This is a genomic window from Clostridium sardiniense (assembly GCF_050584765.1).
In the GTDB taxonomy this organism is placed as follows: Bacteria; Bacillota; Clostridia; order Clostridiales; family Clostridiaceae; genus Clostridium; species Clostridium sardiniense_A.
On the sequence record NZ_JBNOOR010000002.1, the window covers coordinates 211,134 to 232,730 of the forward strand.

20 protein-coding genes are annotated in these 21,597 nt (G+C 28.2%); all 20 read right to left on the reverse strand.

Annotated elements, in window-relative coordinates; all coding sequences use genetic code 11:
• Positions 1-2: 2 nt before the first annotated feature.
• On the reverse strand, positions 3-902 hold the full coding sequence (locus tag ACQPUW_RS10690) for a DMT family transporter (protein ID WP_430837477.1): 900 nt from the start codon (positions 900-902) through the stop codon (positions 3-5).
• A 261-nt stretch (positions 903-1,163) separates the two neighbouring features.
• A complete protein-coding gene (locus ACQPUW_RS10695; RefSeq protein ID WP_430837478.1) occupies positions 1,164-2,378 on the reverse strand; it encodes an ammonium transporter in 1,215 nt (404 codons plus the stop codon).
• Positions 2,379-2,405: 27 nt separating this feature from the next.
• Positions 2,406-3,233, reverse strand: a complete 828-nt coding sequence (locus ACQPUW_RS10700; protein WP_430837479.1) for an urease accessory protein UreD — start codon at positions 3,231-3,233, stop codon at positions 2,406-2,408.
• 2 nt (positions 3,234-3,235) lie between these two features.
• Positions 3,236-3,847 carry an urease accessory protein UreG gene (gene ureG / locus ACQPUW_RS10705; RefSeq protein ID WP_430837480.1) on the reverse strand — a complete coding sequence of 204 codons (612 nt, stop codon included), beginning with the start codon at positions 3,845-3,847 and terminating at the stop codon, positions 3,236-3,238.
• A 146-nt stretch (positions 3,848-3,993) separates the two neighbouring features.
• Entirely contained in the window at positions 3,994-4,704 is a 711-nt protein-coding gene (locus ACQPUW_RS10710) for an urease accessory protein UreF (protein WP_430837481.1), read from the reverse strand.
• Entirely contained in the window at positions 4,679-5,134 is a 456-nt protein-coding gene (locus ACQPUW_RS10715) for an urease accessory protein UreE (protein ID WP_430837482.1), read from the reverse strand. The genes ACQPUW_RS10710 and ACQPUW_RS10715 overlap by 26 nt, the downstream gene beginning before the upstream one ends.
• Positions 5,135-5,168: 34 nt before the next feature.
• Positions 5,169-6,887: an urease subunit alpha gene (ureC, locus tag ACQPUW_RS10720; protein ID WP_430837483.1), complete on the reverse strand. Its 1,719-nt coding sequence runs from the start codon at positions 6,885-6,887 to the stop codon at positions 5,169-5,171.
• Between the two features lie 15 nt (positions 6,888-6,902).
• Positions 6,903-7,211, reverse strand: a complete 309-nt coding sequence (locus ACQPUW_RS10725) for an urease subunit beta (RefSeq protein ID WP_430837484.1) — start codon at positions 7,209-7,211, stop codon at positions 6,903-6,905.
• Between the two features lie 22 nt (positions 7,212-7,233).
• Positions 7,234-7,536, reverse strand: coding sequence for an urease subunit gamma (locus tag ACQPUW_RS10730; RefSeq protein ID WP_430837485.1), 303 nt, complete (start codon positions 7,534-7,536; stop codon positions 7,234-7,236).
• 311 nt (positions 7,537-7,847) lie between these two features.
• Positions 7,848-8,525, reverse strand: coding sequence for a Crp/Fnr family transcriptional regulator (locus ACQPUW_RS10735; protein ID WP_430837486.1), 678 nt, complete (start codon positions 8,523-8,525; stop codon positions 7,848-7,850).
• Between the two features lie 280 nt (positions 8,526-8,805).
• Positions 8,806-11,949, reverse strand: a complete 3,144-nt coding sequence (locus ACQPUW_RS10740) for a DEAD/DEAH box helicase (RefSeq protein ID WP_430837487.1) — start codon at positions 11,947-11,949, stop codon at positions 8,806-8,808.
• Between the two features lie 227 nt (positions 11,950-12,176).
• Positions 12,177-12,905 (reverse strand): ATP-binding cassette domain-containing protein, encoded by a 729-nt coding sequence (locus tag ACQPUW_RS10745; RefSeq protein ID WP_221861624.1) that lies wholly within the window; start codon positions 12,903-12,905, stop codon positions 12,177-12,179.
• Between the two features lie 10 nt (positions 12,906-12,915).
• The gene (locus ACQPUW_RS10750; RefSeq protein ID WP_430837488.1) at positions 12,916-14,460 is read right to left on the reverse strand and encodes a glycine betaine ABC transporter substrate-binding protein; all 1,545 of its coding nucleotides are present in this window, start codon (positions 14,458-14,460) and stop codon (positions 12,916-12,918) included.
• Between the two features lie 582 nt (positions 14,461-15,042).
• On the reverse strand, positions 15,043-15,672 hold the full coding sequence (locus tag ACQPUW_RS10755) for an HAD family hydrolase (protein WP_430837489.1): 630 nt from the start codon (positions 15,670-15,672) through the stop codon (positions 15,043-15,045).
• Positions 15,673-16,049: 377 nt separating this feature from the next.
• Entirely contained in the window at positions 16,050-16,955 is a 906-nt protein-coding gene (locus ACQPUW_RS10760; protein WP_430838086.1) for an ROK family protein, read from the reverse strand.
• An 83-nt stretch (positions 16,956-17,038) separates the two neighbouring features.
• A complete protein-coding gene (locus ACQPUW_RS10765; protein WP_430837490.1) occupies positions 17,039-17,227 on the reverse strand; it encodes a glycoside hydrolase family 30 beta sandwich domain-containing protein in 189 nt (62 codons plus the stop codon).
• 395 nt (positions 17,228-17,622) lie between these two features.
• The gene (locus ACQPUW_RS10770) at positions 17,623-18,420 is read right to left on the reverse strand and encodes a Tim44 domain-containing protein (RefSeq protein ID WP_430837491.1); all 798 of its coding nucleotides are present in this window, start codon (positions 18,418-18,420) and stop codon (positions 17,623-17,625) included.
• A gap of 22 nt (positions 18,421-18,442) precedes the next feature.
• Positions 18,443-19,438: a DUF4003 family protein gene (locus ACQPUW_RS10775; protein WP_430837492.1), complete on the reverse strand. Its 996-nt coding sequence runs from the start codon at positions 19,436-19,438 to the stop codon at positions 18,443-18,445.
• Between the two features lie 424 nt (positions 19,439-19,862).
• Entirely contained in the window at positions 19,863-20,840 is a 978-nt protein-coding gene (locus ACQPUW_RS10780; RefSeq protein ID WP_430837493.1) for an ABC transporter permease, read from the reverse strand.
• A 15-nt stretch (positions 20,841-20,855) separates the two neighbouring features.
• Entirely contained in the window at positions 20,856-21,593 is a 738-nt protein-coding gene (locus ACQPUW_RS10785; protein ID WP_430837494.1) for an ABC transporter permease, read from the reverse strand.
• Positions 21,594-21,597 lie beyond the last annotated feature (4 nt).

The window sequence follows — 21,597 nt, forward strand, 5'->3', positions numbered from 1 at the left end:
TTTTAATTCTTAATTAATTTTTCTTTTGTCTCTCTTCTATCTGCTAGAAAAATAACCAATGCTGCTAATAGTATTAAAATGTATCCTGCTATAGCTATATCATTAGGAATATTCCCAAATAAGAAAAATCCTATTATAGCTGTAAATATAACCTGTGAATATCCAAAAATAGATACCTCTTTAGCTTGTACTGCTTCATATGCGAAAGTTAATGCAAATTGTCCTATTGCTGCAAAAACACCTATTGCTAATAGCCAAAAAAGTTCTTCAGCGTTAAACATCTTAAATTGAGGTATCATAAAAGGTGTTGTCATAATTACTGCTGTTGTTGAAAATACAAATACTATAGTATAATCATGCTCTCCATTTTTCATTGCCCTTATAAATGTATACGCCGCGGCATCAAACACAGCACAAAATATACCTGAAAGATATGGAATAAAAGCACTACTAAACTTAGGATCTGATATAAGCCATACGCCAAATAGTGCCACTAATATGCATATTATATGCACAGGTTTTAACTTTTCTTTTAGAAATATAAAGCAGAATATCATTACGAAAAATGGGCTCATCTGATTAAGCATTGATGCATCAGCCACTATTAAATGCGTTATGGCATAAAAATTACACCAGGTTCCAAATGTACCTATAATAGCTCTTCCCATTAAAAATTTTCTATTTTCTTTTCTTCCTATAAAAGTACCATTAGTTTTTAAAATTAGGACAGCTGATATTATAGCACAAACTATATTTCTAAAAAACACTTTTTCTAAAGGTGGAATATCGCCACTTAACTTTACTGAAATATTCATAAGGGCATAACCTAGTCCTGAAATAATCATAAATAATATAGCCTTAGATTTTTTATGTTCTAATGCTTTAACATTCTCATTTTTCATACTATCTCCTTTCTTTTATTTTTAATATCATTTTTATATTTTCTATATCAATTGAAATTTTATTTTTTTAATACTTAAATTATCTTTTTGATTGTATAAAATTTATGAGCCTATATAAAAATAAATATAAGCTCATAAATTCATACAAATAATTATTATAAGTAATTTACTCATAGATAAAATACTCTATTTTATCTAAACTTATATTATATGTTTAATTGGCACTTTGAACATATGATATAAATTTAGAATTTCAAAATTCTAATCCCAGTAAGCTTTTTCTCCTAGTAACATGTCATCTAATCCCTTTAATTGTTGTTCTGGTGTAGTCCTTATAGAGAATATCCTATCAAGAACTTTAAGGATTATATATGTTGCCACGAATGAATATACTGCAACTAAAACTGCTCCAAATAATTGAACCAAGAATTGATGACCTCCAGCTGATACTCCATTAACTGAAGCTCTTGCAAATACTCCAATTAATAAGCTTCCAGTAAATCCACCCATTCCATGTACTCCCCATACATCTAATGCGTCGTCCCATTTCATTTTGTTTTTTAATCCTATACATAATGAACATACTATGGCTGCTATTATTCCTATTATAACTGCCGCCCAAGGTTCTACATATCCTGCACAAGGTGTTATTGTTGCAAGTCCTGCAACTGATCCTGTTAAAAGATCTGTAAATGCAATTCTTCCATTCTTAATTTTTACTATTATCATCCAAGCTACCATAGCTACTGCTAATGCAACTGCTGTATTTACAAAAGCTGTTGCTGCTAATTCATTTGCTGCTAAGGCTCCACCTGCATTAAATCCAAACCATCCAAACCATAACAATCCTGTACCAATTGCTACTATTACAAGATTATTTGGATCTGATTTTTCTCCTGGTTTCATTACTCTCTTACCAAAGAATAATACACAGGCTAAAGCTCCGAATCCTGCACTCGTATGAATTACCGTACCTCCAGCAAAGTCAACAAATCCCATTTGGGCAAGGAATCCTCCTCCCCATACCCAGTGACATACAGGTATATATATTAATATTGTCCAAACTATTAATAGCCAGATATACCCCTTTACATTTATTCTACCTGCAAATGCACCAGTCATAAGTGGTGCTGTTATAACGCAGAACATTAATTGATATGCAAAGAACATAAGAAATGGTATAGTCGCTCCATGCATTGCATTTGCATACACTCCTACATCCCTAAGTGCAAAGAAATCTCCTATGCTTCCTATAATTCCAGCATGATCTGCTCCAAAAGCTAATCCAAATCCACCGAAAATCCATATTACAGTCACTATTCCCATTGATATAAATGACTGCATCATTATTATTAAAACATTCTTCTTTCTTACTAATCCACCGTAGAAAAATGCAAGTCCTGGTGTCATTAAACACACAAGGGCAGTACATATAATCATAAATGCGGTATCTCCATTATTTATCGCGTGTCCCATCGGTGTTTACCTCCTTCTCTTAATAAATTAATATTTACGTAAATATAGGTTACAAGATTCAAATAATTCTTTTCTAACATAATTTACGCAGGCATATAATGCTTTTTGTATATGTTGCGTACGGTTACCAATAACTCTTATTACAAATCCATTCACCTCTAAACCTGATATACCAAAGTTTATATCTAAGTTAAATCCTTCTATTTCTTCTCTTAATTTTTCAACAAAGGTATCATCTATTCTTCTGTCTATAATAATAGCTGTACCATAGTTTGAATATCCTTCTAAGAACCCAAGTTCTTCAAGCTCCTGATTTTTAGGATCTAATAATAAATTATCTAAAAACACAAGCTCTCCATCCATAAAGATTCTATTTTTCATACGTAAAACATCATATTGGAACTTTGCACCATCTGGTGACCATCCTGATGTAATTCCATCAGTATATATAAGTGTTGAATTTTTCTCCATATATATATCAGTTTTTTGCTGATATATAGCATCTTTGAAAAGAATTGTGTTGTCTAGCATATATTCTAATACACTATTTTCTTCTAGCTTTATCATTGAATATTGTTCACAAGGTATTCCATTTTCACATTTATATATAAGAGTTGGTGCTTGTGTTGTAATTATACTTCTGGCCCCTTTTTTAATCTCTATATAATTACTGCATCTTTCACCCTCTACATATCCACCACCCATGTGCATTAAGAAATAACAAGGAATTTCCTCATCATCTAAATACATAGTAGGTGATACTTTTGATACACCTTCATAATATATCTCATTGATTGCTGTCTTCTTATCTTTTTCTTCAAGTATTATTTTTATCTTACCATCAAAGTTGCTCATAACTATTTAATTCCTTCTAGCAAACAATTTTTCTTTATCCAATTCATAACTTCTTGAACACCTTGATCTGTTTTTAGATTTGTAAATATAAATGTATTCTCTTTTCTAAATGCTAATGTATCTTGTCTCATTATTTCTAGGTTTGCACCAACATAAGGAGCTAAATCCACTTTATTTATAACGAATAAATCACTCTTTATCATACCTTGTCCAGCTTTTCTTGGTATCTTCTCACCTTGAGCAACGTCTATTATATATATTGAGAAATCTACTAAATCTGGGCTAAAAGTAGCTGCTAAGTTATCTCCACCACTTTCTAAGAATATTATATCTAAATCTTTAAATCTATTTTTTAATTTATCAAGTGCTGAGAAATTCATTGATGCATCTTCCCTTATAGCAGTATGTGGACATCCACCAGTTTCAACACCTATTATTCTATCTTCATCTAATACAGAGTTCTTTACCATAAATTTAGCATCCTCTTTTGTATAAATATCATTTGTTATAACTGCTAGGTTATAATCCTTATGCATCATTCTTGTTAATCTTTCTATTAATAATGTTTTTCCTGCTCCAACAGGACCTCCAACTCCAATTACTACTGGTTTCATAATTATCTCCTCCTAAAATTTACTTCTTTAGTTTTATTCTTTAGTTTGTAAATTATTATTTATGTATATACTCTAAAAGAATCTATCCAAATCTAATTTGTTTTACCTAAAATAACTTAAGTTACTTTAGGTAAAACATGATTAACTTAAGACATAAATAGTCTAAATGTTAGGGTTTCATGGTTAATTTGTGATATTTCAAGACCAGGAATATTAGATCCTAAATCTTCTTCTTCTAGAGCAGATACTCTTTTATAAACTTCTTCTAATGTATCAAATGATTCGTTTAATACAATTTGACCATCTCTTTGTCCTAAAGGTATGGTTCTAACAGCGTTTTGTATTAAGGTTGCAATAACGCTATATCCGTAATAGATTACAGCCGCATCTACAGATACTCCTAACTCCATCATAACCATAGCGAAAACTATTGCTGGATTACCATAACACTTTTCTTCTCTCATTCTTTGCTTATATTCTTTTAATAAACTTATATCATAGAGATTTAACATAAGCTCACTCATTCTATATGCAACAAGCTTTCCTCCATCTCTACCTTCTTTAGCCATATTTTGGACTGTCATATGTCTGTCCAAATTCCATATAGCTTCTTCATCACCTTTTTGTAAATATTCATAGGTTAACTTAACTGCTAAACCTTCTCCATAGACAAATTGATGAAGTAAAAATGTATTTAACCATTTTCTTAAAGATGGTGTATCTACTATTATGAAATTTCTCAAATAAGTTTCCATTCCATATGAGTGATTAAAAGATCCAACTGGAAATGTAGAATCACATACTTGTAATACCTTAAGTACCTGTTTTATATTAATGGTGGTGTGCATAGTTGACATGTCTTAATGCCTTTTCTAGTTTCATATTTTCTACTGAATATGAAACCTTTTTATCCTTTAACATATTTTCTACAACATAATCATATTGAAGAATTATCTTTCCATCTTTAACTTGTACAGGTATATGTGTATTTCCAAGTAAATGTGCAACTTCGCCCATTTCATTTATATTTTTAGGTTCTACAACAATTACATCTTCACTATTTGTTTTTATAACAATTATATTTTTACCATCATTTAATAATATAGATCCATCTTCTAAATGTTCTTCTCTATCAACTAATGATATTCCATATTCATTTCCATGATCAGATGTAACTCTAATTATTTTTTTAACTAAATCATCACTATCTAAATAGATTACCTCTACATGAAACTTTTCTAAATCATCTATATCTTTTATATTTCCAAGTATCTTTTCAAAAATCATAAATCTTCCTCCATGTAACCTTTATTGTAATACCTTAATATAAGAAATATCTTTGAGCTAATGGTAACACCGGTGCTGGATCACAAGTAATTAATTCTCCATCGATTGTAACATCATAAGTTTGTGGATCTACCTTTATATGTGGAGTCTTACAGTTAAATATCATATCTTTCTTAGTTAGATTTCTAACTCCTCCAACTGGTAATACATTTCTTTCTAAGCCTAATTTTTCTTTTATCCCATGTTCATATGCATATTTTGATACAAATGTCATATTACATGTCTTCTTAGCTTTTCCACATGCTCCAAAGATTTCTCTTAGGAATCTTGGTTGAGGAGTAGGTATACTTGAACTAGCATCTCCCATAACACCGTAAGCAATCATTCCACTCTTTAAAATCATTTTTGGTTTAGCACCAAACATCTTTGGTTCCCATAGAACTAAGTCGGCATATTTACCTACTTCAACAGATCCTATATAATTTGCTACACCACAAGTGATTGCTGGATTGATTGTATATTTAGCAACATATCTTTTAATTCTATTGTTATCTGAATGTTCTGTATCTCCTTCGAATTGTCCACGTTGTTTCTTCATCTTATCAGCTAATTGCCATGATTTCATTACAACTTCTCCAATTCTTCCCATTGCCATACAGTCTGAGCTCATCATACTGATAACACCCATATCTTGTAATACGTCCTCTGCTGCTATTGTTTGCTTTCTTATTCTTGAATCAGCAAAAGCTACATCTTCTGGAATCTTAGGATCTAAATGGTGACAAACCATTAACATATCTAAATGTTCTGGAAGAGTATCTTCAGTATAAGGATTAGTTGGACTTGTTGATGATGGTAATACATTATTGTATCCTGCAGCTGTTATAATATCAGGAGCATGTCCACCACCTGCACCTTCTGTATGGAATGTATGAATAGTTCTTCCACCAAATGCTTTTATTGTGTGTTCTACGAATCCACCTTCATTTAATGTATCTGTGTGAATAGCAACTTGAACATCATATTTATCTGCTGTTCTAAGTGAGTAATCAATACCAGATCTAGTTGCACCCCAGTCTTCATGTATCTTTATTCCCATAGCACCAGCTTCAATTTGTTCTGCTGTAACGTCTTCAACTGCACCAACACCTTTACATAAGAATCCCATATTTATTGGGAACTCTTCAGCAGCCTCTAACATTCTACTTATATGCCAAGCTCCTGGACTTGCAGTAGCTGAATTTGTACCATCAGCAGGACCTGTACCTCCACCTATCATTGTAGTAATACCATTGTCTAAAGCTGCACGTACTAATCCTGGTGTAATCATATGAACGTGGCAATCAATACCTCCAGCTGTAAGTATAAGACCTTCCCCAGCTATTGCTTCTGTACTTGCACCAACAATAAAATCCACATTGTTCATACCCGCAGGGTTACCACCTTTACCTATTGCAACAATCTTACCATCTCTTATACCAATATCTGCTTTATAGACACCAGTGTAGTCAATAATTACAGCGCTGTTTATGATTGTATCTACAACTTCTGGATTATCTCTTCTTGTTTCAGTTGCACTTACACCCATACCATCTCTAAGGGTTTTACCACCACCAAATTTACTTTCTTCACCATATACTGTCATATCTTTCTCAATTTTCGCAAATAAATCTGTATCCCCAAGTCTTATGCTATCTCCGACTGTAGGCCCAAACATACTAGAATACTGCTTTCTATTCATTTCAAAACTCATCTTTTAATACCTCCTCTAGTCTAAAAATCCATCTACTTTATTATCGAAACCAAATACTCTTCTTTCTCCACCTAAGTCTATTAAATTGACTTCCTTTGTGTCTCCAGGTTCAAATCTAACTCCGCTTCCTGATGGAATGTCTAATCTCTTTCCATAAGCTTTTTCTCTATCAAACTCTAGACCTGTGTTTACTTCATAAAAGTGGAAATGTGATCCTACTTGGACTGCTCTATCCCCTCTATTTGTAACGCTTATTGTTATTGATTCATATTTTTCATTACATTTAATTGGGTCTTTTGCTAATATAAATTCTCCAGGTACCATAAACTTATCCTCCTATTTTTAATTATTGAATTGGGTTATGAACTGTTACTAACTTAGTTCCATCTACAAATGTAGCTTCAACTTGAATCATATCAATCATTTCTGGAATTCCATCCATAACCTCCTCTTTTTTTAGTATAGTTCTTCCATAAGACATTAAGTCTTTAACACTTTTTCCATCTCTTGCACCTTCTAATATTGCATCTGTTATATATGCAATACATTCAGGATGGTTTAGTTTTACACCTCTAGCTTTTCTTTTTCTTGCCACTTCCGCTGCAAGAGAAATCATAAGTTTTTCTCTCTCCTTTGTTGTTAGATACATTTACATCACTCCTTTTAAAATTTGATTTTGTTGACGTACATCGACTATAGAATATTCCTATTTATTTAACTTGTAATTGACGACTATCATTAATTTCTAATCTTTTACAAAGTTCATATTTACGTTTTTTTATACTCATATAGTTCTTAAATTTTATTAAAATCACAAATTTTAATATTCAAATTATCTATGTTTGAAGTAACTTTAAAATAACTTTTAATTTTTTTCATTTTTTAAATACTATATTAAAAAAAGAGAACCAATTTATTGATTCTCTTCTAAAATACTGTGTACTATACTATTTTTATTTATTAAATTTCACATAATTTATTATTACAACAATTGCAACCTAATTCTTTTTTCATATATTCTATATCTGTGATTACTATATATTTTTTTTCGTATTTTATTAAATTAATTTCTTTTATTGTCTTTAATATTCTACTTATAGTTTCAGGAGTAGTTCCTGTGTATTCCGCCAAATCTATATTTGATAATTTTATATTTATTTTTATTCCATCATTAACTTTAATACCATGGCTATTAGTAAATCTTATTAAAATTGAAAACAATGCATTTCTTTTTGTATTAAATAATAAATCTCTCATTTGAAGATACACTTTTTGAGACAGAAGATCACTATAATTTGAAAAATCACGCCATATGTCTTCATCAAAAATTTCTTCATCACATGAAATTAATCCAATAGTACATGTTCTTTTTGTTTCTGCTCTAAAAAGCGATACAAAGTTATCATTATCGAAAAAATGAGGAAGTAATATATTAGTACCTTTATAGTATCCTACTGTGAACTCTTTAGAGTTTGGCATTATATGAGTAAGTTTGTACTCTCCTTCAAAAACTATTATTATTTTATCTCTATAAATACCTTGCTCAAACAACATTCTATTACTGGGAATTACTATCTTTTTTTTAACTAGCGGAATTAATTTTTCTGCTAAATTATTTCTAAACTCTTGCATAATCATATAAAACACTCTTTTCTTTATTGATAAGTTTTATTATAGTATAATTTAGCAAATTATTACTTTTCATTCAAGCATTTATTTCTTTAATTTCATTTATTTTACATATAATTAAGTAGTTGTAAATATATTTATGCCTTTATTCACATATAGTATTTATTGTCCGAATTTATTAATAATTAGTATATAAAATCTCCATATTTCATTTTTGTTGCTTAATTAAAAAACTGTCATTATATTTTTGATAATGTACAGTTTTTTATATTATATATATTAAATTTACTTAATCAAATAACTTAATTATCTCTTCTTCACTTAATCTCTTAAGTCCTTTACCATCCATAGTTTTCCCGTCCATTAGACTTTGAATAAGCTCCTTTTTATCCTCTTGCATTAATATAATCTTCTCTTCAATTGTATCCTTAGCAACAAGCTTAATTACTTCAACAGTATTTTTCTGTCCAAATCTATGAGCTCTATCCGTTGCTTGATCTTCAATTGATGGATTCCACCATGGATCAAAGTGTATTACTAAACTTGCTGATGTTAAATTAAGTCCTACACCACCAGCCTTTAGTGAAATTAAAAATACTTTTATATCATCATTTTCATTAAATTCTTTTACTCTTTCTACTCTGTCTTTTGCAGATGTTGCTCCATCTAAGTATAGATAATTTACTCCACTTTTCTCAAAGTCTTCTTCTATCTTCTTTAACACTGAAGTAAATTGAGAGAATAATAATATTTTCTTTCCTGATTCACTTGCTTCCTCAACTAACTCTTTTACTATATTAAGCTTAGAACTCTTACCTACATAATCAGGTATTACAAGTGATGGATCTAAGCATAATTCTCTAAGCTTTGTAAGATATGCAAATAGATTTACTTTATCCTTTGAAGTTTCTATCTTCATCTTAATCTCTTTTAGGTATGACTTATAGATCTGCTTTTGCTTTGAGTTAAGCTCTACTAAATATTTCTTTTCTACCTTACTTGGTAATTCGTCTAAAACATCTACTTTAAGCCTTCTTAATATAAATGGTGTTATTAACGCTTTAAGTTCACTTACATCATTATTACCAACAAATCTTTCTTTGAATCTTTCTTTTGTAAATAAATATCCTGGCATAACAAAATCAAATATTGACCATAGTTCCATTAAATTGTTCTCTATTGGAGTTCCTGTTAGTGCAATATTACATCTTGATTTTATTTTCTTTACTGAAACTGTAGCTTGTGCTGAATGATTTTTTATATTCTGCGCTTCATCTATTATAAGATAATCAAAACTTAAATCATTATATTTTTCTTCATCGTTTTTTAGAGTTCCATATGTAGTTAAGATTACATCATACTTTTTATACTCATCTAATACCTTCCCCCTTGAAGCCTTACTTCCATGTACTAAGCCAAGTTTAAGTGTAGGTGCAAATCTTTCAAATTCATCTTTCCAATTATAAATTACTGATGTCGGCATAACTATAAGTGTTTTTGTTTTCTTTTGAGATAATATAAATGCTATGACTTGAATAGTCTTTCCAAGTCCCATATCATCTGCAAGTATACCACCAAATCCTAATGCTGTTATTTCATTAAGCCATTTAAATCCTGCTACTTGGTAATTTCTAAGTGTTGCATTTAATTTCTTTGGTACAAGTTTTCTTTTATATTCTTTATTTAAAAGCTTTTGTACTATATCTTGAAGAACCTTACTTCCTTTTATAAATGATAAATTTCTATCCTTTAGCTTTTCTTGAAGATATAGCATTTTATTTTTATCTATTTCTATTTCATTATCAGATATTTTATCTAGTCCTAAATCCTCTATAAGATTTAAAAACTTAGCAACTCCTGGATCTTCTAAATCCAAATATGAAGTTTTACTCTTATAAAATCTTTCACCATTTTTCATTGAGTTTATAGCTTCTCCAAGTTCTTTCACAGTAAAATCATTAAAACTATATTTAAGCTTATAAAAGTTATCGAACTCATTTAATTCTGAGAAAATCTTTGAAGAATCTATTAAATTTAATCCTTCTAATTCTTTAGAAACTGTGACTATTCCTATCTCTCTTAACTTTAAGAATCCACTACTTAAAAGATTATATATATCTTCATCATCTCCAATAAACATAAAATCTTTGTCATTCTTAATAAATTTAAATCTTTCAAGTTCCATATCTATAAGCTTTTCTTTCATCTCATCTCTTAAAAAGCTTCTATTAGATTTATCTTTAATTAAATCTATAATGTACCCAAAATAATTTAATTTAACATTGCAATATATATTATCTTTTTCTTTATAAAAATAAAATGTAGGTTTTATTAATTTCTTTTTGTATTCACTTGTATACTCATCTAATACAACTTCATTTGTTATATTTTTAAGGCTTTCTAATAGGGCATTTAGACTTTCTAGCGATTTCTCATATTTTATCTCACTATTTTTTAAGAAGCTTTTATATATTGGAAGATAAGAGTTTAACTGCTTCTTTCTTGGTAGATATATATTTCTATCAAAAAACATTGCTTCTCCATTAGTACTTAATAATTCTGGAAATTTATTATGATGCTTTAATATAAATTCATTACCTTTAAGCCTAACTGTTAGTGCAACTGGAACATTACTTTTCTTAACTCTTACCTCGTAATTTATAAAATCATAATTAAATGTAATCTTTTTATTTTCATCTATTAATTTTAAAAAGTCTTTTATCTCATTTTGATATAGAGTTATATATTTACCTTTTGCTCTTTGCTTATTTTCTTTTATAAATTTAATTATATCTTTATCACTATCTAAAAACTCATCTTTTATTGGGTTATAAGTAAATCCTTCATTAAATTTTATTGTTCTTTTACTGTTACTCTTTTCTATGAAGTCTTTAATGTCTACAACTAAATGAGTACCTCCTGAACCTATTCTAAACTCACACTTAAAAGAAGGTATTCTATCATTTTTGATGCATTTTATCATTATATCTAGATTTAAAAACCTCTTACTTTCTAAATCTTTTTTTGTTTTCTCTAGAATCTTATCATCTGAATTTTTATTTTCTACCTTTTTTTCTTCTACACTATTATTCTTACTTTTTATTTTTTTCTTTGCTGCATTATAAAATGTATATGTAGTTCCAACTATGTGCTTGCATACATAATTTCTTATTTGCCTTCTATTCTCTTCAAAGGTCTCACAAGTACATTTAGTGTCAATTATCCTATCTGTTTTCATATCAATCTTTATATGAGTACTATATGCCTTGCTTTTATTATCATTTAAAACTTTTCCATAGATGTGATAAACTCCATTAATGCTTTTACCTGCTAGATCTTTTATAAAAGATTCTTTTGATAACTTCTCTCCTTGAGTTTTTGTAAATGATGAACTAATCCTTAGTATATTATCTTTTGCTAATTCTAAATTCAAAGGATTCACCCCCTCTTATTTTCTAAAGATATTCTATCATAGTTTATGAAAAATAAAGAAGTTGTATATTAAAATTTATACAACTTCCTTTTTAAATTTATTTTACTATCTAATTCTCTTGAATCAATATCCTTTACAAATGGGAACTTGTCTAATTCCTTCTTTAACTTCTCATCTATTGATAAAAACTTTAATGCTAAATGAATATGTTCATTAGAACTTCTACTTTATAATATAAGTTTCCTAACAAAATCATTTGCTGGATGATTCTTTATAACTTCTGGTTTATTAAACTGTACAATTTCCCCTTTATCCATAACTAATACTCTAGTTCCAAGCTTCAATGCTTCTTTAATATCGTGAGTTATAAAAATTATAGTAACACCTAACTCTTTATGAATTCTAATAATTTCATCTTGTAGCTGCTTTCTTGTTATTTCATCTACTGCACCAAAAGGCTCATCCATTAATAATATATCAGGTCCTGCAGCTAGCGATCTTGCAATACCAACTCTTTGCTTTTGACCTCCTGATAATTGATCTGGATATCTCTTTAAAATACCTTCTTCTAGTCCCACTATTTTAATTAATTTTAAGACAGACTCTTTTATTTTATCCTTATTTTTTTTATTAATTAAATCTGGAACATATGATATGTTTTTTTCCACTGTCATATGAGGAAATAAAGCAGTTCCTTGTATTGAGTAGCCAATCTTCCTTCTAAGCTCTATTAAATTCTCATTCTTTATATTATTTCCATTTATAAATATATCACCTTTATCAGGAACATTAAGTCCATTAATCATTTTTAATACTGTTGTTTTTCCGCAACCAGAGCTTCCTATTACAGTAATAAATTCTCCTTTATTAATATTAAGATTAAAATCATCAAGAATTATCTTATCATCATACTTCTTCTTAATATTTTTCATTTCTATAATTACCTTATTACTCATAATAATCCTCCTATTTTAATAAGCCTTTTTCAGTTAAAAACTCTTTAGCAACTGCCTTTGGCTCCTTCCCCTCTACTTCTACTTCATAGTTTAATTTAGACATTTCTTTATTATCTAGTTTATTATTTAATTCTAATAAAACTTCTTTTATCTCTGGATGCTTGTCTATCACTTCTTCTCTAACTACATTGCCACACATATAAGATGGATAGAAATTTTTATCATCTTCAAGTACAACTATATCAGATGTATTTAATTGACCATCTGTTGTAAATATATTCATAACATCAATATCTTTATTTTTTATGGCATTATACTTAAGTCCTATATCTAAATCCACATTTTTCTTAAATTTAAGCCCATAAGCTTTACTTAAAGCATCAAATCCATCTTCTCTTTCATAAAAATCATATTCAGCTCCAAAGACTAAATTCTTAGAATATTTGGCTAAATCAGAATATGTTTTTATATTATACTTATCTGCAATCTCTTTTCTTATTGCTAAACCATAAGTATTGTTAAATCCATACATTCCTACCCACTGAAATTTATAATTTTTATTATATTCTTTTTGCAATTCTTTAAACATGGATTCATTATATATCCCTTTCTTATTTAAAACATTATTCCATGCCGTTCCTGTATACTCTGGGTATATATCGAATTCTCCCTTTTCCATTGCTGGCTGAATATTGGATGTTCCACCTCCAACTCCTTGAGTTAATTCAACCTTTAAACCTGTTTTATTTTCAATTAAGCTACTCATCATTTCGCCAATAATATATTGTTCAGTCATTGGTTTTGTTGCAATTTTTATAGTATCTTTTTCAGCTTTAATATTTAATACTGAAGTGATTATAATTCCTAGTATTAATATAGAAGATATAATATAAATTACTTTTCTTTTAACCTTATATTTTTTATTATTTTTTCTATTTAAAGACTTTTCTATAATTCCAAGTATTGTGTCTAATACTAATGCGAGTACTGCAATTAATATACTACCAGCCATAGTCATAGCTTCATTATTTGTTGTGATACCTCTATATATTGCTACACCAAGACCACCTGCACCAATAAATGAAGCAATACCAGTTAAAGCTATTGTCATAACTACCATATTCCTTAATCCTGACATAATTACTGGAACTGATAATGGTAATTTTACTTTATATAATATTTGAAACTTAGTACTTCCCATCCCTTCTGCCGCCTCAATAATAGATGGATCTATATTTTTAATTCCAGTATAAGTACTTCTAACCATTGGTAGTAATCCATATATAGTTAATGCAATAATAGCAGTAGTATTTCCTATTCCTGAAAATGGAATCAAAAATCCTAATAACGAAATAGATGGTATTGTATAAATGAAATTTACCACTCCCAAAACAAAGCTAGATGATTTTTCATACTGACTAATTATTACTCCTAAAATAAGTCCTAAAATTGCTGCAATAATAATAGCTGTCATTGAAATCTCTAAATGCTGAATAGTTAAGTCAATGAAAAAATCTTTTCTATCAATATACATATTTAATATTTGGTGAATCATCCTTTTCCCCCTCGTATTTAATTAATTTTGCTTAACAAATACTTTATATAATATCCCTTAATATAATCATAGATTTCATGCTTTATCATATATATCCACTTTTAATACATTGTTATGCACAACTTTTCTCAAACTTTTACACATGTAATTCACTAATCTAAAATAAAAATATCTCCTTTTCAATCATAATATTATGATAATATCACAATATTATGATGAAATTTTGAATAATGAAAACTTATTATTTATCAATAATATATTTTATTTAATATAAATATTCTAAAAATATTTTCCCCCAAAAGAAGTTTATCAAGGATTAACTGATGTTAAAAAGTTTAAAGTTGATTTATAAAATTACTATATTATTTTTTAGTACTATACCTAAAAATCCTAAGCTATATCTTATTTATTAAACAAAAGAGATGCTTAAATTCTATAAGCATCTCTTCTATTAATACATTCTATTTTAATAATTTAAATATTTACTAATTTAACTTCTTTATTTCTTATAACTAATACTATTTAACTAATTATGCTGTATTTATTTTTTAACACATTTGCATTCAAACTTATATCTTTTATTTATAATTCTAATATTTTTAAAATATCTTTTGGTTCATTTAAATTATAATCTGCCTCTATTTCTGAAGTATCATACGCTCCCCATACGGCTAACCCAAAATCCATTCCAGCAGACTTTGCCGCTTTATAATCTGCAATAGTATCACCTATATACAATGAATCTTTTGGATCTATATCTATTATCTCTACAGCTTTTAATAATGGTTCTGGATGAGGTTTATGATTATCTGTATCTTCTGCTAAAACAACACTTTTCATATATCCTTGTAAGCCTGTCTTAAAGAAATCTATCTCATATTGCTCCTTCATCTTTGAGCTTGATATTCCACATAAAACTCCATTCTCATCTAAAGATTTTACAACTTCATGGAACCCATCATATAGCTTTGCTCCATCTTTATATTCATTTACAGATTTTACCCACTTAGCATAAGATTTTTCTATATCTTTAAACCCTAATAATTTCAAAGTCTTTTTACCTGCATATGCTCTATATTTTAGTAAATCATCATATTTTATATCTTTTCCTAACTCCTCTTTAATTAATTTTTGCAAAGGAATTAAATTCATCTCCTCTGTGTCTAACATAGTTCCATCTAAATCAAATATTATACATTTATATTTTCTCATACATTACTCCTCTTACTCTTTTTATAAGCTTTACTTCCTACTCCAGCTCTTTTTTTATAAACTTTTCTCTCTATCTGATACATATCTATAAACTTTTTTATATAAGCTAAAAAACCTTTAATAAAAGTTTGTTATTAATTGTTAAAATATTCAATATCAATAAAAGAAGATATATCTTTTACTTATATATCTTCTTACTAAGTATAATCTCTATAAATTATAATTTATTTTAATCTTTATTAATTTCTGTCATATTAAACTTTTGTCATATAACAATTATTTTAATGTTCTTATTTTTTATTTTATCTATCTTCTTTTAAAAACTCTTTTTATAATTCTAAGCTTAAATTTCTTATATCTCTAATAATAAACTTAATTTATAACTTATTCTGTGTATTATCTATATCTAACAATAATTGATATAGTGCTCCATATAAATTAGCATCATTTTTAAATTTACAATTAACAATTTCTACATTTGCTCTATGCATTTCCTCAGATTCTAATATTTCTTTAGCTACCTTTTTAATAGTTTCAACTACTATTGGTTGTGCACTAATTCCACCACCAATTGAAAAACGATTTACATCAAGAATATACTGAAGATTAATAATTTGAATTGCAATCTTTGCACAGTATTCCTCAAATATTCCCCACGCAATTTCATTCTTATTATTTATATATTCAAACACTACTTGACCATCTGTACCTTCTGGAAGATTAAGCTCTTCAGCAATTCTTTTAACCATAGAAACTGCTGAGCCGCTTAAACCAAAATAAGTAGCCTTTTTGTTAGCCCAATCAAGATTTTCTGTTAAAAAGCTAAGTTCCCCTGATGCTAAAGTTTTTCCATCTCTTAATTTCCCATCTAAAATGATTCCTCCACCAACTCCACTTCCTAAAACTAAGATAACTCCATCATCTATGCCTTTCATACTTCCAAGCCACAGTTCAGCTAAGGCAGCACATTTAGCATCATTTTGTATTGAAATTGGTATATTAAAATACTTTTTTAATTCTTTCTTAAAATTAATTTCATGCATATATCCTAGACTACCACCATAATAAATGGTACCATCTTTATCAACTGTTCCTGGACAACTAATAGCCAAGCCTTTTATATCTTTATTTTTTTCAGGTTTCACTAATTTTAATATTGATTCTATTAAATCTTCACAATTAGTTTTAGGAGTAGGAATTTTTTTTCTACTACTTATCTCCCCACTATTATCCATTTCTGCATACTTAATAAAAGTTCCCCCAATATCGATTGTAATAAACATCACTTATCTTCCTCTCTTAAAATAAATATAGACTACCCTTTATATTTTCTTATTCAGCTACCATAGTATTAAACGAATGGTTTTTAATCGATTTCATAAGACTTGTCCTTAATTTTTACAATTAATTTTCTGTCTTCATCTATTTTATTAGCAACAACTAAAACTGTTGAATTATCAAGATTTTTAAATGCTACTGAATTGGCCATTTGCTTTTTAATTGTATCTAATCTAACGGACTTCTTTTGTATATTTTTTACCCCATTTATATCCATAACTTATATAATTATACACTCCTTAAACTTTTAATACTAGTCCATAACCATAATAATCTTCGTTGCTATCCTCCCTCACCCTGTGAAAGGTTATGGTACATTAATCGTTCCTAGCCAAACTTCAGAATCAATATAATATTCTTCAAAAAGCCAAGTTCAGGATAATCTTTAATGAAGTATCTTAATTTTTCTCATTCTCATTTATAAGAAAGATTTTATTCATCAGCAACAAACTCATTTTCTATATGCATTTCATGAACTTTGATTCCTTATTTTTCATACGCTTATATAAATTTAAGATAGTACAATTCATAATTCTTTAATATTTTTTCTTCTCATCTTAAACTCTCAAAGTTATAGATCTTTTTAGTCTAAAAAATCATTTTTTAGATTTATTATTTAATTAAATCTAATGAATTCTTCTCTTCTTGTATATTAAAATAACTATCTATATCTTCAATTTCATCAGGCCACTTTATCTCATCTAATACCCAATGTTTTTCATCTCTTTTAAATTTCCAAAATTGCTCATACTTTTTATGCTTAGAGTTATTCCCATCTATAATTGAATTTGTTTTCTCATTTATTGTATAATCTATCATTGAACATTTTATATTAACCCAAATCATATCTTCAAATTTATCTTTAGAATTTAATGCACCAACAGGGATAACTTCTAATAACTCTATATCTTTTAATATATTTTTTTCTTCCCTTACTTTCATCCATTCTGTTTTTGTTTTATGAAGTGTATAAAGTTTCTTACTCATATACTCCTTCGCTATATCTTGATTTCTTTTAGTCCACGCTTCTTGAACAAGATAAAAGGCTGTTGTTATATAATTTGAAATATTATTGTATTCCCAACCTAAATCATATTTTTTAAACTCTTTAATAGCTGATAAAAATCCATCTTTTTTTCTCTTTAAAATTATTTTATGTTTTACTTTTTCAAAACCTCCTACAAAGGTAAAAATAAAAAGCGCTCCTGATATAATCTCTGATTCTACACTCGTACCTGAAGAACCTCCTCTACCTGATGAGCCCCCAGACCTTCCCCCAGATCCTCCACCAGATCCTCCACCAGAACCTCCACCAGAACCTCCCCCAGCTATTGGGAAAACAGAAGTCGTTGGAAAAATTAAAATAACCAATATTAAAATTTTTATAATTTTCTTATAATGCTTTTTCATTTAGAATTTCTCCTATCTCCTTCTAGCTTCCTGATGATGAAGCCGCTGCTGCTCCTGCTGCTGCCGCTGCACTTGCTGCTGCTATTTCAATAGCTATTTGTATTGTTAAAGCTACATTATTAGTAGTATCTATCAACATTTGCTTATCCTCATCATTTAATCTATCAACATAATATGAAGCAACAAGTCCTGTAGCTATCATATTTCTAATAGTTGAACCTAATGTAAAACTTCCAAAGCCTTTTTCAGATTTTATTCTTTCATTAACTTCTCTTACTTCCTTTGCAAAAGTATTAGGATCATCTGTTATAATCGCTGCTACCCCTAATATAGGTAATGAATAGTGTTTTAAAGGTACTCTATTATCTCTTAAAGCTTCATCTACTTTAACAATCCTACTAACTTTTTCATCCACGCTTCCACTAAACAGAGGTAATATGTGTGATAAACTTTGTGTGTTATTTCCTATGCTAAATCCCCTACTTCTTAAAGCTTCATAACACTCTTCTATTTCATTTAAAGTTAATTCCATATTACCTGAAGTAGTTGCAATCATGGCTGCAGCTGATATATCTTCTTGCCCTGTTAAAAATCTATGATTCTTTTTCATATAATCATAAACTACCCTAGTATTTCTCACTGCATCATCAATATTCACTCTATATCTTGCATTAAAAATTACAATTGAAGCTAAAATCATATATTGATTTGTAAAGAAAAGATTTTTCAACTTATCATAAATAGTCATAAGTTCTTTAAAGCTACCTTCCATATCACTTTCAAGAGATATAGTAATTGCAGTAGTTAATAAATTATTTCCTCTAAAGTTTGATAAAATAGACGTAGTATCTTTAATAATTTTTATAGCATCATTAATTCTAGCAGCATCTGCACTCTTACCTTTTAATGTTAATGATAATGCATTACATTTTCTAAAGGAATTTCCTATAAAGATCCCACCTGCATTATCTAACTCTATGCTATTATTTACTAATAATTGAACCTTCTCATAATTCATAATAATCACCTCATAAAAGTTTTGTTTAAATATATTATATAGTATATTATACCTTATTTCAAGTTTTTAAATACATTTATTCTAAAAAATGTTAATTTGTTGTTTTCTTATAATAATTTGTGATTTTACTGATTCTATAAAATTATAGATTCTGCTTCTTTCAGAAGTTCATATATTTGTTTAAATAGATACTTCTTTTTAAATAATCAGATCCTCTTTGCCTATTAAAGTAGATATATCACATAATATTTCTCTATTGTACTCACTCTATTTACAATAAAATTATCTATACTTAATCTATTAAATAAATCTTGCAATATAATATATTTATAATACTCAATTTCCCATTCTTAAAAGTAAAAAAAGATTAATTAAGAATATCAGCTTAGCTAATCCTTAATTAATCCTTCTTAATTATTTTAATCTAAATAAATTCCCCATTTTCATATTGCTTTTTCCCAAGAAATACACTAACTCCAATAAATAAAACTATTACTACTAATAAAAATGCTAAGTCCTTATTATTAAAACTATTAGCTAAATCAATTAATCTTTTTTGAGGTAACAAACCTCTTAAAAGCTCCATTACTTTATTGCTATCTACAATATTTACAATACATCCTCCTAAAAGGCATGTAATCATAGCTATTGCAGAACCTCCCATTGTTACAGCTACTTTATTTTTGCAAAGAGTAGAAATTAATATAGCAAAACTACTACTTAATATTCCAACCAATACTATTAATAAAGACATTAATCCATAACTAATACTTAATTCAACAGTTAATATATTTAGCACAAGTAATGTTAATATTACTGTAGGTAGTGTTAAAGTTAACATTGAATACAAAATCTGTCCTATCATATACTGAAAATAAGAAAGTTTTCCATGAAGTACCCTTACATAAACGCCATTTTCTCTATCTGTTAGGAAGTTATCTATAACCATTAAGGAACCAAAGAATAAGAACATTATTAAGAACCCTATTATTTTTCCTTCAACAGTTTGGCTCTCATGGCTTCCTTCATAAACTTCACCTTTTAAACTAGCTTCTAATGATAGTTTAATCTCTTCATTTCCATAACTAATTACCTTTGGTTCACCACTTCTAAAATCTATTTCAGCTAAATAAACTCCTTTTATAAGCTCTGTAGTACTTGGCTCTTTATCTAAAAACACAGGATTTATATTAGAATTATCTTTCATAGATTCTTTCATCATGGTCTCTTGCTGTATATCAGCTCCAACTATTGCAAGTTTACCTTTTATATCATCAATTTGACCAAAATAAACCCCAAAATACACTACAATTGGTAATATTATAATTACCATAAACAACATAATCTTTTCTTTAATAATTCTCTGCAAGTTATTTTTAACTACTAATAATATATTTCTCATTTAAATTCTCCCTTTCTATAAATATTTTTCAGTCTTAAATGTTCTAGTACAAATCACTATAAACACTATTGCTAAAACTATATTTACACCTATTGTTACAAAAAGTAAGAAATTGTTATTATCATAAATACTATTTAGTAATCCGTCCATTAACCATTTTACTGGTGATATCTTTGATAAAGCTGCTGGAAATTCTCCTAATGATTCTAAAGAAATGAAAGCACCCCCAAGTACACACAAAAAAACTTGTAGCATATTAAAAATCATATTAATAGGTCCAACATCATCTAATATTGTACATAATAGAATACCTAATGCATTTGACATAAGTGATAAGGCAACAAAGGATAGAAAAATTATAAACTCATTTCCATTATAATTTATACTAAATAATACTTTAAAAAGTATCATTGATACTCCAGCACCTAATGAACTAAATATTGTTCCAGTAACTATTTGAGACAGATATATACCAATATTACTAATTGGAGTAAATATTAATCTTAAATTGCCTTCCTTTATAGGTTTGTCTATAAAGTTATATACACTTGCAAGACCTGCCCCTGAGAATATAAATATCATCATACTAATTGAATAATACTGATATGAAGTTACTTCTCCTCCAAAATTATTTTGAGTTAAATATCCTATTATTGCAGTTAATAATACTGGATAAATAAAGTATGTCAATATCATAACCGGAGTTTTTACCATTAGCTTAAATTCAAATTTCACCATATTAAGTAAATTCATAACG

What these genes read in the sequence shown, in the direction of transcription:
- ACQPUW_RS10690 (WP_430837477.1), bottom strand. Translation starts at nt 902, where the DNA reads ATGAAAAATGAGAATGTTAAAGCATTAGAACATAAAAAATCTAAGGCT.
- ACQPUW_RS10695 (WP_430837478.1), bottom strand. Translation starts at nt 2,378, where the DNA reads ATGGGACACGCGATAAATAATGGAGATACCGCATTTATGATTATATGT.
- ACQPUW_RS10700 (WP_430837479.1), bottom strand. Translation starts at nt 3,233, where the DNA reads ATGAGCAACTTTGATGGTAAGATAAAAATAATACTTGAAGAAAAAGAT.
- ureG (WP_430837480.1), bottom strand. Translation starts at nt 3,847, where the DNA reads ATGAAACCAGTAGTAATTGGAGTTGGAGGTCCTGTTGGAGCAGGAAAA.
- ACQPUW_RS10710 (WP_430837481.1), bottom strand. Translation starts at nt 4,704, where the DNA reads ATGTCAACTATGCACACCACCATTAATATAAAACAGGTACTTAAGGTA.
- ACQPUW_RS10715 (WP_430837482.1), bottom strand. Translation starts at nt 5,134, where the DNA reads ATGATTTTTGAAAAGATACTTGGAAATATAAAAGATATAGATGATTTA.
- ureC (WP_430837483.1), bottom strand. Translation starts at nt 6,887, where the DNA reads ATGAGTTTTGAAATGAATAGAAAGCAGTATTCTAGTATGTTTGGGCCT.
- ACQPUW_RS10725 (WP_430837484.1), bottom strand. Translation starts at nt 7,211, where the DNA reads ATGGTACCTGGAGAATTTATATTAGCAAAAGACCCAATTAAATGTAAT.
- ACQPUW_RS10730 (WP_430837485.1), bottom strand. Translation starts at nt 7,536, where the DNA reads ATGTATCTAACAACAAAGGAGAGAGAAAAACTTATGATTTCTCTTGCA.
- ACQPUW_RS10735 (WP_430837486.1), bottom strand. Translation starts at nt 8,525, where the DNA reads ATGATTATGCAAGAGTTTAGAAATAATTTAGCAGAAAAATTAATTCCG.
- ACQPUW_RS10745 (WP_221861624.1), bottom strand. Translation starts at nt 12,905, where the DNA reads ATGAGTAATAAGGTAATTATAGAAATGAAAAATATTAAGAAGAAGTAT.
- ACQPUW_RS10750 (WP_430837488.1), bottom strand. Translation starts at nt 14,460, where the DNA reads ATGATTCACCAAATATTAAATATGTATATTGATAGAAAAGATTTTTTC.
- ACQPUW_RS10755 (WP_430837489.1), bottom strand. Translation starts at nt 15,672, where the DNA reads ATGAGAAAATATAAATGTATAATATTTGATTTAGATGGAACTATGTTA.
- ACQPUW_RS10760 (WP_430838086.1), bottom strand. Translation starts at nt 16,955, where the DNA reads ATGTTTATTACAATCGATATTGGGGGAACTTTTATTAAGTATGCAGAA.
- ACQPUW_RS10765 (WP_430837490.1), bottom strand. Translation starts at nt 17,227, where the DNA reads ATGGATATAAATGGGGTAAAAAATATACAAAAGAAGTCCGTTAGATTA.
- ACQPUW_RS10770 (WP_430837491.1), bottom strand. Translation starts at nt 18,420, where the DNA reads ATGAAAAAGCATTATAAGAAAATTATAAAAATTTTAATATTGGTTATT.
- ACQPUW_RS10775 (WP_430837492.1), bottom strand. Translation starts at nt 19,438, where the DNA reads ATGAATTATGAGAAGGTTCAATTATTAGTAAATAATAGCATAGAGTTA.
- ACQPUW_RS10780 (WP_430837493.1), bottom strand. Translation starts at nt 20,840, where the DNA reads ATGAGAAATATATTATTAGTAGTTAAAAATAACTTGCAGAGAATTATT.
- ACQPUW_RS10785 (WP_430837494.1), bottom strand. Translation starts at nt 21,593, where the DNA reads ATGAATTTACTTAATATGGTGAAATTTGAATTTAAGCTAATGGTAAAA.